Annotated in this window: 8 protein-coding genes; all 8 read left to right on the top strand. The window is 71.2% G+C overall.

The window, feature by feature from the left end; genetic code table 11:
- The first annotated feature begins 37 nt into the window (after nt 1–37).
- Entirely contained in the window at nt 38–2443 is a 2406-nt protein-coding gene (locus tag FNV62_RS28490) for a sodium-translocating pyrophosphatase (protein WP_054237421.1), read from the top strand.
- A 212-nt stretch (nt 2444–2655) separates the two neighbouring features.
- Nucleotides 2656–3240, top strand: coding sequence for a hypothetical protein (locus FNV62_RS28495; RefSeq protein ID WP_054237422.1), 585 nt, complete (start codon nt 2656–2658; stop codon nt 3238–3240).
- Between the two features lie 387 nt (nt 3241–3627).
- A complete protein-coding gene (locus tag FNV62_RS28500; protein WP_388148747.1) occupies nt 3628–5157 on the top strand; it encodes a methyltransferase in 1530 nt (509 codons plus the stop codon).
- 157 nt (nt 5158–5314) lie between these two features.
- Nucleotides 5315–7543: a serine/threonine-protein kinase gene (locus FNV62_RS28505; protein WP_143627524.1), complete on the top strand. Its 2229-nt coding sequence runs from the start codon at nt 5315–5317 to the stop codon at nt 7541–7543.
- 108 nt (nt 7544–7651) lie between these two features.
- The gene (locus tag FNV62_RS28510; RefSeq protein WP_054237424.1) at nt 7652–7849 is read left to right on the top strand and encodes a hypothetical protein; all 198 of its coding nucleotides are present in this window, start codon (nt 7652–7654) and stop codon (nt 7847–7849) included.
- A 236-nt stretch (nt 7850–8085) separates the two neighbouring features.
- Nucleotides 8086–10899 carry a type I DNA topoisomerase gene (gene topA / locus FNV62_RS28515; protein WP_143627526.1) on the top strand — a complete coding sequence of 938 codons (2814 nt, stop codon included), beginning with the start codon at nt 8086–8088 and terminating at the stop codon, nt 10897–10899.
- A gap of 179 nt (nt 10900–11078) precedes the next feature.
- On the top strand, nt 11079–14408 hold the full coding sequence (gene tmk, locus FNV62_RS28520) for a dTMP kinase (protein ID WP_143627528.1): 3330 nt from the start codon (nt 11079–11081) through the stop codon (nt 14406–14408).
- 77 nt (nt 14409–14485) lie between these two features.
- Nucleotides 14486–15691, top strand: a complete 1206-nt coding sequence (locus tag FNV62_RS28525; protein WP_143627530.1) for a DNA polymerase III subunit delta' — start codon at nt 14486–14488, stop codon at nt 15689–15691.
- Nucleotides 15692–15821: the final 130 nt, after the last annotated feature.

Consider the following 15821-nt stretch of genomic DNA (forward strand, 5'->3'; position numbering starts at 1 on the left):
CACATCTTGAGCTCAGCACAGGCGTCAAGGAGGACGAATGGCGGGGCTTTCTACCCCTCATCAGTTTGACCATCCCACAACCTTCGCAGCCGCAGTACTGACCAATGACAATCGCTTGATCGTGATGGTCATCGGTGCCGTGGCCCTGGCGGCCCTGGCGGTCGCCGGGGTGCTGGTACGGCAAGTGCTCGCGGCCGGCGAGGGCACCGACAGCATGAAGAAGATCGCGGCGGCGGTCCAGGAAGGCGCGAACGCCTACCTGGGGCGGCAGATGCGCACGCTCGGTGTATTCGCCGTCGTGGTGTTCTTCCTGCTCATGCTGCTGCCCGCGGACGACTGGAATCAGCGCGCCGGACGATCGATCTTCTTCTTGATCGGCGCGGTGTTCTCGGCGACCACCGGTTATACCGGCATGTGGCTCGCCGTACGAAGCAACGTCCGCGTGGCCGCCGCGGCAAGGGAAGCGACTCCGGCCAAGGGCGAACCCGAAAAGGATCTCACCGCCGTCTCGCACAAAGCCATGAAGATCGCTTTCCGCACCGGTGGCGTCGTCGGCATGTTCACGGTGGGGCTCGGTCTGCTGGGCGCCTCCTGTGTGGTGCTGGTGTACGCGGCCGACGCGCCGAAGGTCCTGGAGGGCTTCGGTCTCGGCGCGGCGCTGATCGCCATGTTCATGCGTGTCGGCGGCGGCATCTTCACCAAGGCCGCCGACGTCGGCGCCGACCTGGTCGGCAAGGTCGAGCAGGGCATTCCGGAGGACGATCCGCGCAATGCCGCGACCATCGCCGACAACGTGGGCGACAACGTCGGCGACTGCGCCGGCATGGCCGCGGACCTCTTCGAGTCGTACGCCGTCACGCTCGTCGCCGCGCTGATCCTCGGCAAGGCGGCGTTCGGCGACTCAGGGCTCGCCTTCCCGCTGATCGTGCCCGCGATCGGCGTCCTCACCGCGATGGTCGGCATCTTCGCGGTGGCACCCCGACGCTCCGACCGCAGCGGCATGTCCGCGATCAACCGCGGCTTCTTCATCTCCGCGGTGATCTCATTGGTGCTGGTGGCGGTGGCCGTCTTCGTCTACCTGCCGGGGAAGTACGCCGACCTCGACGGCGTCACGGACGCGGCGATCAAGGCGAAGGACGGCGATCCGCGGATTCTTGCGCTCATCGCGGTGGCCATCGGCATCGTGCTGGCCGCGCTCATCCAGCAGCTGACCGGCTACTTCACCGAGACCACCCGTCGTCCCGTACGGGACATCGGCAAGAGCTCGCTCACCGGCGCGGCCACCGTCGTCCTGGCCGGTATCTCCATCGGCCTGGAATCGGCCGTCTACACCGCCCTGCTGATCGGCCTCGGCGTCTACGGGGCCTTCCTGCTCGGCGGTACGTCGATCATCCTCGCGCTGTTCGCGGTGGCGCTCGCCGGAACCGGTCTGCTCACCACGGTCGGCGTCATCGTCGCCATGGACACCTTCGGTCCGGTCTCCGACAACGCGCAGGGCATCGCCGAGATGTCCGGCGACGTCACGGGCGCGGGCGCCCAGGTGCTCACCGACCTGGACGCGGTGGGCAACACCACCAAGGCCATCACCAAGGGCATCGCCATCGCCACGGCCGTCCTCGCGGCCTCGGCGCTCTTCGGCTCGTACCGGGACGCGATCCTCACGGCCGCGAACGACGTGGGCGAGAAGGTCTCCGGTCCTGGTGCGCCGCTGAACCTGATGATGGACATCTCGCAGCCCAACAACCTCGTGGGCCTGATCGCGGGCGCGGCCGTCGTCTTCCTGTTCTCGGGCCTCGCGATCAACGCGGTGTCCCGGTCCGCGGGGGCCGTGGTCTACGAGGTGCGGCGGCAGTTCCGCGAGCACCCCGGGATCATGGACTACACGGAGAAGCCGGAGTACGGGCGGGTCGTGGACATCTGCACCAAGGACGCCCTGCGGGAGCTGGCCACTCCGGGCCTGCTCGCCGTCCTGGCGCCCATCGCCATCGGCTTCACGCTCGGCGTCGGCGCGCTCGGTTCGTATCTGGCGGGCGCGATCGGCACCGGCACGCTGATGGCGGTCTTCCTCGCCAACTCCGGCGGTGCGTGGGACAACGCGAAGAAACTCGTCGAGGACGGCCACCACGGCGGCAAGGGCAGCGAGGCCCACGCCGCCACGGTGATCGGCGACACCGTCGGCGACCCCTTCAAGGACACCGCGGGCCCCGCGATCAACCCGCTCCTCAAGGTGATGAACCTGGTGGCGCTGCTGATCGCACCCGCGGTCGTGAAGTTCTCGTACGGCAACGACAAGAACCTCGGTATGCGCATCCTGATCGCGGCACTCTCGATCCTCGTGATCGTGGGCGCGGTGTACATCTCCAAGCGGCGCGGGATCGCCGTGGGTGACGAAGGCAACGCGGAACGAGTGTCCAAGTCTCACGACGCCGCGGTGGTTTCGTAGCGTTCGGGTCTTTGGGCAGGTCCCCACGGGCGGGCGGCACGCAGCGACGTGCCGTCCGCCCGTCGTTCGGGTGTGTTGACGCCTATGTCGTGAGCCTTCTCTCGCATGGCGCAAATAGCTGCAATAGGGGCTAAATCGGAAATTCGCCATAGGGGCGGCGCCCATGCGACGTGTAAGTTCCGGGGCCGAGAGCCACGGAAGGGACCAAACCGGTGAACAAGAAGCTCACGGCCGCACTGTCCGGCGGTGCGGTACTGGTGCTGGCGCTGTCGGCATGCAGCAGCGGTAGTAGTAGCAAGGACGACAAGCTGGACCCCTGGGCGAAGCAGGTCTGTGACGCGGTGCACCCGCAGGTCCAGAAGATCGCGGCCGCCAACACCGCGATCCAGAAGGAGACCACGGACCAGAGCGCACCGGCGGACGTGCAGAAGGCCGACTCCAAGGGCTTCCAGGACATCTCCGACGCCTACAAGGCGATGGCGGCCGCCATCGAGAAGGCCGGCCCGCCGGACGTGGACAGCGGCAAGACCAAGCAGGAGAACGCGGTCAAGGAGCTCAACGCCCTCTCCGCCTCCTACGCCGATCTGGGGAAGCAGTCCGACGCGCTGAACACGAAGGACCAGGCGAAGTTCGCGGACGGCCTCGACGGCGTCGCCAAGCAGCTTGAGAAGCTCAGCAAGACCGGGACCGACGCCCTGAAGGAGCTCGAAGCGGGCGACGTCGGCAAGGCGATGGCCAAGCAGGTGAGCTGCAAGTCCGCCTCCGCGTCAGCCTCGCCGGCGACCACCCAGGGCTGACCCCCCCCGAGGAGCGCCCGGAGAGCGACCGCAGAGCGGGATTCGGTCCGGCACCCGGAAAGAGCCCGGTACGCGCGCGTACCGGGCCCGTGGCGCGTGCCTCACGGCTCCCGGCACAAGCCCACGGCTCTCGGCGACGCATGGCCCACGGCTCCCTGCGCAAGCGCCCCACGGCTCCCTGCACAAGCGCCCCACGGCTCCCTGCACAAGCGCCCCACGGCTCCCTGCACAAGCGCCCCACGGCTCCTCTGCAAAGCGCCCCACGGCTCCCCTGCAGAGTCCCCAGGACTCCCCCTGCAAAGCCCCCAGGGCTCCTCGTGCGGGCTTGTCCACATTCGCACGGGCTCTGTCCACAGATGTACGTCGCTTTCGGCGGGAACGGACACAATGGGGGACGTGAGTCACACCAGCCTGTCACCGTTGCCCTCGTCCGACCGCGCCGACGTCGCCGCCAGGCTGCGGGACGCCCTGCTCGGCGCCTCCTTCACCGCCGACGGCCTGCTCGACCTGCTCGGCGCCCCCGCATACGCGGCGCTGGCGCGCAGCGAGACCGTGCCCGCGCTCCGGGCGACCCGCGGGGACGCACCGCTGGAGACGCTCGTACGGCTGCTCCTGCTCCAGCAGCCCGTGCCGCACGCGCGCGTGGCGGACGTGCTGCCGGTGCAGGACTGCCTGGAGAGCGGCTGGCTGACCCGGGCGGGCGCGGACGAGGTGGCCGCGACCGTGGACATCCGGCCGTACGGAGGGCCCGGCGGCGAGGACTGGTTCATCGTGTCCGACCTGGGGTGCGCCGTCGGCGGCGCGGGCGGCATCGGCAGCCGGGAGGAGGGCGTCGTCCTGGGTGTGGGCGGCGCGTCCACGACCCTGGCCGGCATCACCGTCCGTACACCCGTCTCCTCCGCGCTCGACCTCGGCACCGGCTCCGGGATCCAGGCCCTGCACGCCGCGCAGCACGCCACGCGGGTGACCGCGACCGACCTCAACCCGCGCGCCCTGCACATCACCGCGCTCACCCTCGCGCTCTCCGGTGCCCCGGCGGCCGATCTGCGCGAGGGCTCCCTCTTCGAACCGATCGCGGACGACGAGACGTACGACCTGATCGTCTCGAACCCGCCCTTCGTGATCTCGCCCGGCGCCCGGCTCACCTACCGCGACGGCGGGATGGGCGGGGACGATCTGTGCCGCACGCTCGTTCAGCAGGCGGGGGACCGGCTCAGCGACGGGGGGTACGCGCAGTTCCTGGCCAACTGGCAGCACGTGGAGGGCGAGGAGTGGCAGGACCGGCTGCGCTCCTGGGTGCCGCGCGGCTGTGACGCCTGGATCGTGCAGCGCGAGGTGCAGGACGTCACGCAGTACGCGGAGTTGTGGCTGCGCGACGCGGGCGACCACCGCGACGACCCCGCCGAGTACCAGGCGCGGTACGACGCCTGGCTGGACGAGTTCGAGGCCCGCAAGGTCAAGGCCGTGGGCTTCGGATGGATCACGCTGCGCAGAACGGCGGCCGCCGAGCCCTCGATCACGGTCGAGGAGTGGCCGCACTCCATCGAGCAGCCGCTCGGCGAGACCGTGCGCGCGCACTTCGACCGCGTCGACTACCTGCGGGCGAGCGACGACGCTGCCCTGCTCGACGGGCACTTCAGGCTCGTGGCCGAAGTCGTCCAGGAGCAGGTCGGGCTGCCCGGCGCCGAGGACCCGGAGCACGTGGTGCTGCGCCAGCACCGCGGGATGCGCCGGGCCACCAAGGTGGACACGGTCGGCGCGGGCTTCGCGGGCGTGTGCGACGGCACGCTGAGCGCCGGGCGGATCCTGGACGCCATCGCCCAATTGGTCGGCGAGGACCCGGTGTTGCTGCGTGACCGGACGCCCGCGCAGATCCGGCTGCTGGTGGAACAGGGGTTCCTCGAGCCCGCGGAGTGAAGGGCTGAGTCGCATGTGCCTGTTCTGACGGGATTGCGCAATATTGATCAGGATTGGTCGGTAAAAGGGCTCCTGTCAGTGGTGCGTGCGAAGCTACCTTCAAGAGACAAGTTCCATGCGTCCTCGGGGGGAGGCGCGCTGTCTCGGGGGAGGCGCCATGGCGGGGGAGACGCCGGATCAGGGCGAGGGCAGGATCATCGGCGGCCGGTACCGGCTGCTGCGGACGCTCGGCGCGGGCGGCATGGGGAGGGTGTGGCTCGCGTACGACGCGGAGTTGGCCTGCGAGGTCTCCATGAAGGAGATCGCGTTGCCCGACGTGCCGATGGACACGGCGGAGCATGGGCAGCGCGTCGCCCGTGCGCGCAGCGAGGCCCGGCACGCGGCGCGGCTGCGCGGGCATCCCCATGTGGTCACCGTGCACGACGTGGTGGTGCACGAGGGACTGCCGTGGATCGTCATGGAGTACGTGCCGGACGCGGTCGATCTGCAGGCGGTCGTAAGGCAGTCGGGGCCGCTGTCGCCCGCTCGGGCCGCCCGGATCGGGCTGGCCGTCCTCGACGCGCTCTCCGCCGGACACCGGATCGGGATCCTCCACAGGGATGTGAAACCGGCCAACATCCTTCTGGCGCCCGACTCTTCGGGCGATCCCTACGCGCGCGTACTGCTCACCGACTACGGGATCGCACTCCAGCCCGAGTCCCGCGAGCCCCGGCTCACCGCCACCGCCGGCATCCTCGGCACGCCCGGCTATCTCGCCCCCGAGCGCGCCCGCGGCGAGCCGCCCACCCCGGCCGCGGACCTCTTCTCCCTCGGCGCCACGTTGTACGCCGCCGTCGAGGGCCGTGGCCCCTTCGACCGGCCGGGTCAGTACGCGACTCTGACGGCCCTGCTCGGCGAGGAACCCACCCCGCCCGTCCGAGCGGGTGAACTGACCTCCGTGCTGCACGGACTACTCGTCAAGGACCCACTGCGGCGGTCGTCGCCGGAGGCGGTCGCACGCGGGCTTGAGCGGGTGGTGCAGACGGCGGCGGGCGGGGTGTTCGGGCCACCGCCGGGGTATCCCGCGGGGCTACCGCCGGGGTACGTCGCGGGACCGTCACCCGGGTACGCCGCCGGACCGTCACCCGGGTACGCCGCAGGGGCGCCGCCCGGGTTCGTCGCCGGGGCGCCGCCCGGGCATGCCACGGGCTCGCCTCCTGGCACACCGCAGACTTCAGGCCTCCCGCAGGCCCCCGGCGTCCCGCAGACCTCAGGCGCACCCCCGACCCCGAACACCCCGTACACCCCCTACAACCCGCAGAACCCCAACACCCCGCACACTCCACCGGGCGGCCCGGCCGCCCCCGGTGGCCCGCTCGGACCGGCCTCCGGGACCCCGCCTGCGTACGGCCCTTGGCGCCCGTCCACCCCCAGTGGCGCGTACGAGTGGAACCCGTACGCCGGGACCGGTGCGCCCACCCGGTCCACGGCCGGTCCGCCCCTGCCGCCGGCGCGCCGCAGGAGGCCCCTCATCCCCGTCGTCGCCCTCGTCGTGGGCGTCCTCCTGGTGGTCGTCGGCGGCACCTGGGCCGCCGTCTCACTCACCGGCGACGACGGCGGCACGCAGGACGCGACCGCGAAGAAGCGCCCCACAGGGAACCCGTCGTCGGGACCGACGGGACCGGTGTATCCGTACGGCGAACAGGTGGGCCTCACCAAGCCGTTGCAGGCCGGCGACTGCGTGAAGGCGGTCTGGTCGGGACCCGCCTTCAAGTCGGCGCTCAACCTGGGCGTCGTGAACTGCGCCAAGGACTGGCCGGACGGCCAGGTCGTGGCCGTCGACACGGCCGACGACTACGCCGACGCCCTCGCCCATGGCGCGCAGCGCTGCACCAGCCAGAGCGCGGCGACGGCCGACGCCCTGCCCGACGCGGGTGTCTACGCCGTCGCGCCGACGAAGGACGGGTTCGGCGCGGCCAAGGGCGGTACGGCATGTCTCGTGCTCGGACGCCATGTCGCGATAGGCGGCGAAGTGGGGCGGTTCCGGGACGCGGGGGTGACTCTGTGGCCCACTCAGATGGGCACCGGGGACTGCTGGAGTTACGCGGAGAAGGGCAAGAGCTTCGATGCTCACCTGGCGGACTGTGGTGAGCCGCACACCGACCAGGTGATCGGCACCGCGCAGGCCGCGGCGGGCATGGACTACAAGAAGGCCCTCGCCCAGGGAGGCAAGCTCTGTACCAACAAGTTCGCGTCGAGTTGGGCGTCCGACACGGAGCACACCGTCTCCGGTTGGCTGGCCAGTGAGGAAGAGTGGAATCAAGGATTCAACAAAGTCCTGTGCACCGTGAGACGGGTCGACGGAACGCGGACGAGCGAGCGGATACCCGATCCCGCCACGGTCTGAGCGGTCCATGGAGCGCCGTCTTCCCGGCGTTCACCGCAGGTTCGCACGTCGGCTTCCGGGGAGTGGCAACCTCCCCACCCTGGGGCTCCGGGGTGGAAGGACATATCAATGGAAAGCGGACCGGCGATCTTCGTGGGGACGGTGTTCGCCCTGTTCGGAGGCGGACTGCTGGTCTGGACCGCGGTGCGGGTGCGACAGGGTGAGCCCGTCGCCGTCGGTGTGAACCGCGTCGCATCGGCGACGCTCGCCGGCGTCGCCGGAGCCGGCGCCCTGGCGCTCGGGATGTGGTGTTTTACGCGCGCGTGAGAGGCGGCTCCGCAGTAACTGAGAGGTCACGCTCCGGATAGGCCCGAAAGGGCTGCTGGACACTCCGGGCGGCAGGAATGGCGGTAGTCGGGTTACCGTTCGAGTGGCCGTTGCGGGCTTTCCCCGTTTGACACGGGGGCGGGATGTACCGTCACACTCCGCAGCGTCAGCATGACCCGACCCCCGGGACCAAGGCCTGGGGAGACCCCCTGCGTCGACCGGAGAGAAGAGCGAAGTTGTCCCCGACCAGCGACACCGCACACGGCGGCCGCCGACTCGTCATCGTCGAGTCGCCTGCCAAGGCGAAGACGATCAAGGGCTATCTCGGCCCCGGCTATGTCGTCGAAGCGAGCGTCGGGCACATCCGCGACCTCCCCAACGGCGCCGCGGAGGTGCCGGAGGAGTACACCGGCGAGGTGCGCCGCCTCGGCGTGGACGTCGAGCACGACTTCCAGCCCATCTATGTGGTCAACGCCGACAAGAAGGCCCAGGTCAAGAAGCTCAAGGACCTGCTGCGCGACTCCGACGAGCTCTACCTCGCCACCGATGAGGACCGCGAGGGCGAGGCCATCGCGTGGCACCTCCAGGAAGTGCTCAAGCCCAAGGTCCCGGTCAAGCGGATGGTCTTCCACGAGATCACCAAGGCCGCGATCCAGGCCGCCGTCGCCAACCCGCGCGAGCTCAACCAGAAGCTGGTCGACGCCCAGGAGACCCGCCGCATCCTCGACCGCCTCTACGGCTACGAGGTCTCGCCGGTTCTGTGGAAGAAGGTCATGCCGCGGCTGTCGGCCGGCCGCGTGCAGTCCGTGGCGACCCGGCTCGTCGTCGAGCGGGAGCGCGAGCGCATCGCCTTCCGCTCCGCCGAGTACTGGGACCTGACCGGCACCTTCGGCACCGGCCGCGCCGGTGACGCCAGCGACCCGTCCAACCTGGTCGCCCGTCTGACCGCGGTCGACGGAAAGCGCATCGCCCAGGGTCGCGACTTCGACTCGCTGGGGCAGATCAAGGGCGCGAACACGCTCCACCTGGACGAGACGAACGCCCGTGCGCTCGCCGCCGCCCTCCAGGACACGAACTTCGCGGTCCGCTCGGTCGAGTCCAAGCCGTACCGCCGCTCGCCGTACGCGCCGTTCCGCACGACGACCCTCCAGCAGGAGGCTTCGCGCAAGCTCGGCTTCGGCGCGAAGGCCACCATGCAGGTGGCCCAGAAGCTGTACGAGAACGGCTTCATCACGTACATGCGTACGGACTCCACGACCCTTTCGGAAACGGCGATCTCCGCCGCCCGAGCCCAGGTCACGCAGCTCTACGGCGCCGACTACCTGCCGGCCCAGCCGCGGACGTACGCCGGGAAGGTCAAGAACGCGCAGGAGGCGCACGAGGCGATCCGTCCCTCGGGTGATCGTTTCCGCACCCCGGCCGAGACGGGCCTGAGCGGCGACCAGTTCAAGCTGTACGAGCTGATCTGGAAGCGGACCGTCGCCTCCCAGATGAAGGACGCGGTCGGTAACTCCGTCACCGTGAAGATCGCGGGCACGGCCTCCGACGGCCGCGACGCCGAGTTCAGCGCGTCCGGCAAGACGATCACGTTCCACGGCTTCCTGAAGGCGTACGTCGAGGGCGCGGACGACCCGAACGCCGAGCTCGACGACCGTGAGCGCCGTCTTCCGCAGGTCAACGAGGGCGACCCGCTGTCCGCCGAGGAGATCACGGTCGACGGGCACGCCACCAAGCCCCCGGCCCGCTACACCGAGGCGTCGCTGGTCAAGGAGCTCGAAGAGCGCGAGATCGGCCGCCCGTCGACGTACGCGTCGATCATCGGCACGATCCTCGACCGCGGATACGTGTTCAAGAAGGGCACGGCACTCGTGCCGTCCTTCCTGTCCTTCGCCGTGGTCAACCTCCTGGAGAAGCACTTCGGGCGGCTCGTCGACTACGACTTCACGGCCAAGATGGAGGACGACCTCGACCGCATCGCGCGGGGCGAGGCGCAGGCCGTGCCGTGGCTCAAGCGGTTCTACTTCGGTGAGGGCGACGCCGCGGGCGCCGCCGAGGCCGGCAACGGCGACGGGGACCACCTGGGCGGCCTCAAGGAGCTCGTCACCGACCTGGGCGCCATCGACGCCCGCGAGGTGTCGTCCTTCCCGGTCGGCGACGGCATCATGCTGCGTGTGGGCCGCTACGGTCCGTACATCGAGCGCGGTGAGAAGGACTCCGAGCACCACCAGCGCGCGGACGTGCCCGAGGACCTGGCCCCGGACGAGCTGAGCATCGAGCTCGCCGAGGAGCTGCTCGCCAAGCCGAGCGGCGACTTCGAGCTCGGTACGGACCCGGAGTCGGGCCACCAGATCATCGCCAGGGACGGCCGCTACGGCCCGTACGTCACCGAGGTGCTCCCCGAGGGCACCCCGAAGACCGGCAAGAACGCCGTCAAGCCGCGTACCGCCTCCCTCTTCAAGTCGATGTCGCTCGACACGGTGACGCTCGACGACGCCCTCAAACTGATGTCCCTGCCGCGCGTCGTCGGCAAGGACGCCGAGGGGGTGGAGATCACCGCGCAGAACGGGCGCTACGGGCCGTACCTGAAGAAGGGCACGGACTCGCGCTCCCTGCAGTCCGAGGACCAGCTCTTCACCATCACCCTCGAAGAGGCGCTGGAGATCTACTCCCAGCCCAAGCAGCGCGGGCGTGCGGCCGCCAAGCCGCCGCTCAAGGAGCTGGGCGAGGACCCGATCAGCGGGAAGCCCGTCGTGGTCAAGGACGGCCGTTTCGGGCCGTACGTGACCGACGGCGAGACCAACGCGACCCTGCGCTCCGCCGACAGCGTCGAAGAGATCACTCCGGAGCGCGGCTACGAGCTGCTGGCGGAGAAGCGCGCCAAGGCTCCCGCCAAGAAGACCGCGAAGAAGGCGGCCGCCAAGAAGGCTCCGGCCAAGAAGGCCCCTGCCAAGAAGACAGCCGCAAAGAAGACGACGACTTCGAAGACGGCTGCCAAGAAGGCTCCGGCCAAGAAGGCCGTTGCCAAGAAGACGGCGGCTTCGGAGAACTGAGGTCCGGGCTCGAGGCCCCGTCAGGTCTCGCGCCCGCCGTCAGGTCTCGCGGTCTCTCTCGGGCCGCGGCCTCTGTCAGACAGATTCAGATGTGGACGCCTCTACACCTTTCGGTGTGGGGGCGTCCACATGTTCGGGCACCCGTACGGGCAGTCAGTGGGGCCGGATAGGCTTGCAGAATGACGCGAGCCGAGCAGCCAACGGCCCACACTCCGGCCCCCGACGACGCCCTGGTCGCGGATTCCCGCGAGCGCGCCGTCCGCGCGCTGCTGCGCCGACCTCAGCTGAAACGGTTGTGGAGCGCCCACCTGGTGGGCGGTGTCGGTGACGCCCTGGCCCTGCTCGTGCTGGTCATCCTCGTCCTTCAGGCGGCGATCGCGGAGGGTTCCTTCGGCGGTGGCTACCGCGGGGTCGCCCTCGCCGTGGCGGCCGTCTTCGGGGCACGCGTCCTGGCCACGCTGCTCTTCGGAGCCGTACTCCTCGGGCCGCTCACCTCGCTGACGTCCCAGGAGGGGCCGCTCGATCGGCGCTGGACCATGGTCGGAGCCGACGGACTGCGCGCCGTGCTCATGCTCATCGCTCCCCTGTGGATCGACTGGACCCCGGACAACGCACTCGCCGCACTCCTCGTCCTCGCCTTCGTGACCGGCGTCGCCGAGCGCTTCTGGACGGTGTGCCGGGAGAGCGCGGCGCCCGCGCTGCTGCCCGCGCCGCCGCTGGAGGGCGCCACCGTACGTCCGCTGCCGGACCACCTGGACGCCCTGCGGCGCCTGTCACTGCGTACGGCCTTCGCGGCGGTGCCGATCGCGGCCGCCACGCTCGTGGTGGTGTCACTCGTCAGCAATCTGCTGGGTGCCGGGATCGCCTGGTTCGACCAGCACCAGGGGGCGCTCGCCTCGTACGTCGCCGCCGGACTGTTCGCCGCCTCGCTCTCCGTGCTCACGTCCCTCGAACTGCCCGACACCCGCACCCCGCGTGCGCGCTCGCCCCTGGAGGGCCTGCGCCGCCCCAGGACGGGCACAGGCGTCGACAACGGCCGTACCGGCGCGATCCCGCTCCTGGTGCTCGCCTGCGCGGCCGTCGCCGCGGCGATCGCGGCCGCTGTCGCCGTCTCCGTGCTGCAGGCCAAGGACATGGGCGGCGGACCGGTCACGTACGGCCTGCTGGTGCTGGCGCTGACCGGGGGTGTCGTCATCGGCATCCGGACGGCCCCCTCCGTGCTGCCGCCGCTGTCGCGGCGCAGGCTGCTCTCGCTGGCGATCGCCTTCACCGGGATCGCGCTGCTGGCCGCCGGTCTGGTCCCGGACGTCACCACGGTGCTGCTGATCGCCGGCCTCGCGGGCATCGGCGCGGGCGTCGCCGCGAACACCGGGCACGCGCTGCTCGACCAGGAGACCGAGGAGTACCGGCGGGCGCGTACGACGGAACACCTGCACGCGGTCGTACGGGTCTCCGTGGCGCTCGGCGCCCTGCTGGCGCCCGTGGTGGCCGCGGCGATCGGCCCGCACCGACTCGAGAACGGCAAGTTCGTGTTCGCGCACGGAGGCGCCGCCTTCACACTGATGCTGGTGGGCGCCCTGCTGCTGCCGGTCGCCGCCCTGGTGCTCGCCAAGGTCGACGACCGCTCCGGAGTGCCGCTGCGGCACGACCTGCTGGACGCGCTGCGCGGCGGCGACGACCCGGTGCAGAAATCCACCGCGAACGGGTTCTTCATCGCCCTGGAGGGCGGCGACGGGGCCGGGAAGTCGACGCAGGCGGAAGCGCTCGCGGAGTGGATCCGCGCCAAGGGTCACGAGGTCGTGGTGACCCGCGAGCCGGGCGCGACGCCGGTCGGCAAGCGGCTGCGGTCGATCCTGCTGGACGTGTCGTCGGCGGGCCTGTCGCACCGCGCGGAGGCGCTGCTGTACGCCGCCGACCGCGCCGAGCACGTGGACACGGTGGTGCGGCCCGCGCTGGAGCGGGGTGCCGTCGTCATCTCCGACCGCTACATCGACTCGTCGGTGGCCTACCAGGGGGCCGGCCGGGACCTGTCCCCGACCGAGATCGCCCGCATCAACCGATGGGCGACCAATGGACTGGTGCCGCATCTGACGGTGCTGCTCGACGTCTCTCCGGAGGCGGCTCGTGAACGCTTCACGGAGGCGCCCGACCGGCTGGAGTCGGAGCCGGTCGAGTTCCACACGCGCGTGCGGTCCGGTTTCCTGACGCTGGCCGCCGCCGACCCGGGCCGGTACCTGGTCGTCGACGCCGCCCAGGAGCCCGAGGCGGTCACCACCGTCCTCCGGCACCGGCTCGACGTGATGCTGCCCCTCTCCGAGGCCGAGGTGAAGGCTCAGGAGGAGGCACGCAAGGCGGCCGAGGAGGAGGCCCGGCGCAAGGCCGAGGAAGAGGCCGCCCGCAAGGCCGAGGAGGAGCGACTGGAGCGCGAGCGCCAGGAACAGCTCGCCCGGCTGCGTGCGGAGGAAGAGGAGCGCAAGCAGCGTGAGCTGGAGGAGGCGCAGCGGCGCGAGGCGGAGCGCCAGGCGGAGGAGGCCCGACAGCGCGCCGAGGAGGCCCGCCGCCGGGCCGAGGAGGAGCGGGCGCGGCTGCTGGCCCAGGAGCAGGCCCAGGCCGCCGAGCAGGACCGGCTGCGCAGGCTGGCCGAGGAGCAGGCACGGCTGCGGGCCGAGGCCGAGGAGCGCCGTCTGGAGAAGCAGCGTAAGGCCGAGGAGGCGTTGCTGCGGGCGGAGGAGGCGCGACGGGCCGCGACGGAGACGGCGGCAGCGGCGGCGGCCGCAGCCACGGCGGCTTCGACGTCTGCTTCCGCTTCCACTTCCGCTTCTGCTTCGACCGCGGCTTCCGCTTCATCGGCTCCGTCGGCTCCTGCTTCCGGTCCGGCGCCTGCGGGTTCTGCTGAGCCGGCGGCCACGGGTCCCGTGGCCGACAACGAGACGACGGTGCCCACGCCTGTCGTGACGCCCCCGAGCACCTCGGGTGGCTCGGCGGACGAGACGACGGTGCTGCGGCCCGTGCGCTCCGGAGAGAGCCGCCAGGGTTCCCGCTCCGACTCGGAGGAGACGGCCAAGCTGCCGAAGCCGCCCGTGCCCGAGGAAGCGGCCGAGAAGACGGCCGTGCTCCCGCCGGTGGTGCCGGGGGCCGCGGACGAGACCGCCGTGCTGCCGCCGGTGGCACCGGGCGCGGCCGACGAGACGGCGGTGCTTCCTCCGGTACGCGACGGGGGCGCGGGTGCCGCTCCGGATGCCGGTGCGGGTGATCCCGCGAACCGGGTGCCTCCGGGCTTCTTCCGGGACGAGCGGGCCGAGCCCCGGCCCGAGAGGGCCGGTGACCGTACGCGCGAGCTGCCCCAGGTCAATGCCGAGGGCGCACCGCGTCGCCGCCCCCGTTCCGACTGGGCGGAGGAGACCCCGCTCGACGATCTGCCGACCCTGGCGGACGAACTGCTGGGCCCGCGTGACGACGACGAGCAGGACGACGGGCGCGAGGGACGGGGCGGTCGCCGCCGTCGCTGAGGTCCGGGGGCCCGTTGTCAGTGGCGACCCGCACAATGGACGCGGCAAGGCAAAGTGCGACGAAAGGGCGGTGCCCCGTGCCGGTATGGGACGACCTGGTGGGCCAGGACAAGGTGAGCGAGCAGCTCGCCGCCGCCGCTCGTGACGCCGACGCCCTCGTCTCGGCGGTCGCCGCGGACACCCCGCTCCCCGAGGCGTCCAAGATGACGCACGCCTGGCTGTTCACCGGCCCGCCCGGCTCCGGGCGTTCCACCGCGGCGCGGGCCTTCGCGGCGGCGCTCCAGTGCGTGAGCCCCGACCGCGCGCTGGGCGGAGTCCCCGGCTGCGGTTTCTGTGACGGTTGCCACACCAGCCTGATCGGGACGCACGCCGATGTGCAGATCATCCGCACCGACCTCCTCTCCATCGGTGTGAAGGAGACCCGCGATCTGGTCCGCCGCGCCCAGCTGTCCCCGGCGACCGGCCGCTGGCAGGTCATCGTCCTGGAGGACGCGGACCGCCTCACGGAGGGCGCGGGCAACGTCATTCTGAAGGCCGTCGAGGAACCGGCCCCGCGTACGGTCTGGCTGCTCTGCGCGCCCTCCATCGAGGACGTGCTGCCCACCATTCGCTCCCGCTGCCGCCTGCTCACCCTGCGCACCCCGCCGGTGGACGCGGTCGCCGACATCCTCGTCCGCCGTGACGGCATCGAGCCCGCTGTCGCGGCGGCCGCCGCCCGCGCGACACAGGGGCACATCGGGCGCGCCCGCCGTCTCGCCACGGACCAGCGTGCCCGTGAGCGCCGGGCCGCCGTCCTCAAGCTCCCGCTGCGGGTCGACGACATCGGCGGCTGTCTCAGGGCGGCCCAGGAGCTGATCGACACGGCCTCGGAGGACGCGAAGCAGCTCGCCGAGGAAGTCGACGTCAAGGAGACCGAAGACCTGAAGGCGGCCCTCGGCGCGTCGCAGGGCGGCCGTATGCCGCGTGGCACCGCGGGCGTCATGAAGGAGCTGGAGGACCGGCAGAAGCGCCGGAGAACGCGTACGCAGCGCGACAGCCTGGACCTGGCCCTCATCGACCTCACCGGCTTCTACCGCGACGTCCTCGCCCTCCAGCTCGGCTCCCGGGTGGCCCTCGCCAACACGGAGGCCGAGGATGTACTCGAGCGCCTCGCCCGCGGCAGCTCGCCGGAGGCGACCCTCCGCCGGATCGACGCGATCGCCGCGTGCCGTGAGGCGCTGGACCGCAATGTGGCCCCGCTGCTGGCGGTGGAGGCGATGACGATGGCGCTGCGGGCGGGCTGAGCCGAGAGGCTCGAGGCATGGTCGAGCCGAGGCCCCGGAGCCAACAGCGACCGGAGAGCGGCCGACGGTGACCGCGACCGGCCGGCAGCCGGGGCCCGGGGCCGTGCCGAGGAGCCGGAGTGAGGAGCTG

The sequence above is a fragment of the Streptomyces sp. RLB3-17 genome (genome assembly GCF_007113425.2).
Lineage (GTDB): Bacteria > Actinomycetota > Actinomycetes > Streptomycetales > Streptomycetaceae > Streptomyces > Streptomyces mirabilis_D.

Coding starts and splice junctions, on each gene's coding strand:
- FNV62_RS28490 (WP_054237421.1), top strand. CDS start 38: ATGGCGGGGCTTTCTACCCCTCATCAGTTTGACCATCCCACAACCTTC.
- FNV62_RS28510 (WP_054237424.1), top strand. CDS start 7,652: ATGGAAAGCGGACCGGCGATCTTCGTGGGGACGGTGTTCGCCCTGTTC.
- FNV62_RS28505 (WP_143627524.1), top strand. CDS start 5,315: ATGGCGGGGGAGACGCCGGATCAGGGCGAGGGCAGGATCATCGGCGGC.
- FNV62_RS28500 (WP_388148747.1), top strand. CDS start 3,628: ATGGGGGACGTGAGTCACACCAGCCTGTCACCGTTGCCCTCGTCCGAC.
- tmk (WP_143627528.1), top strand. CDS start 11,079: ATGACGCGAGCCGAGCAGCCAACGGCCCACACTCCGGCCCCCGACGAC.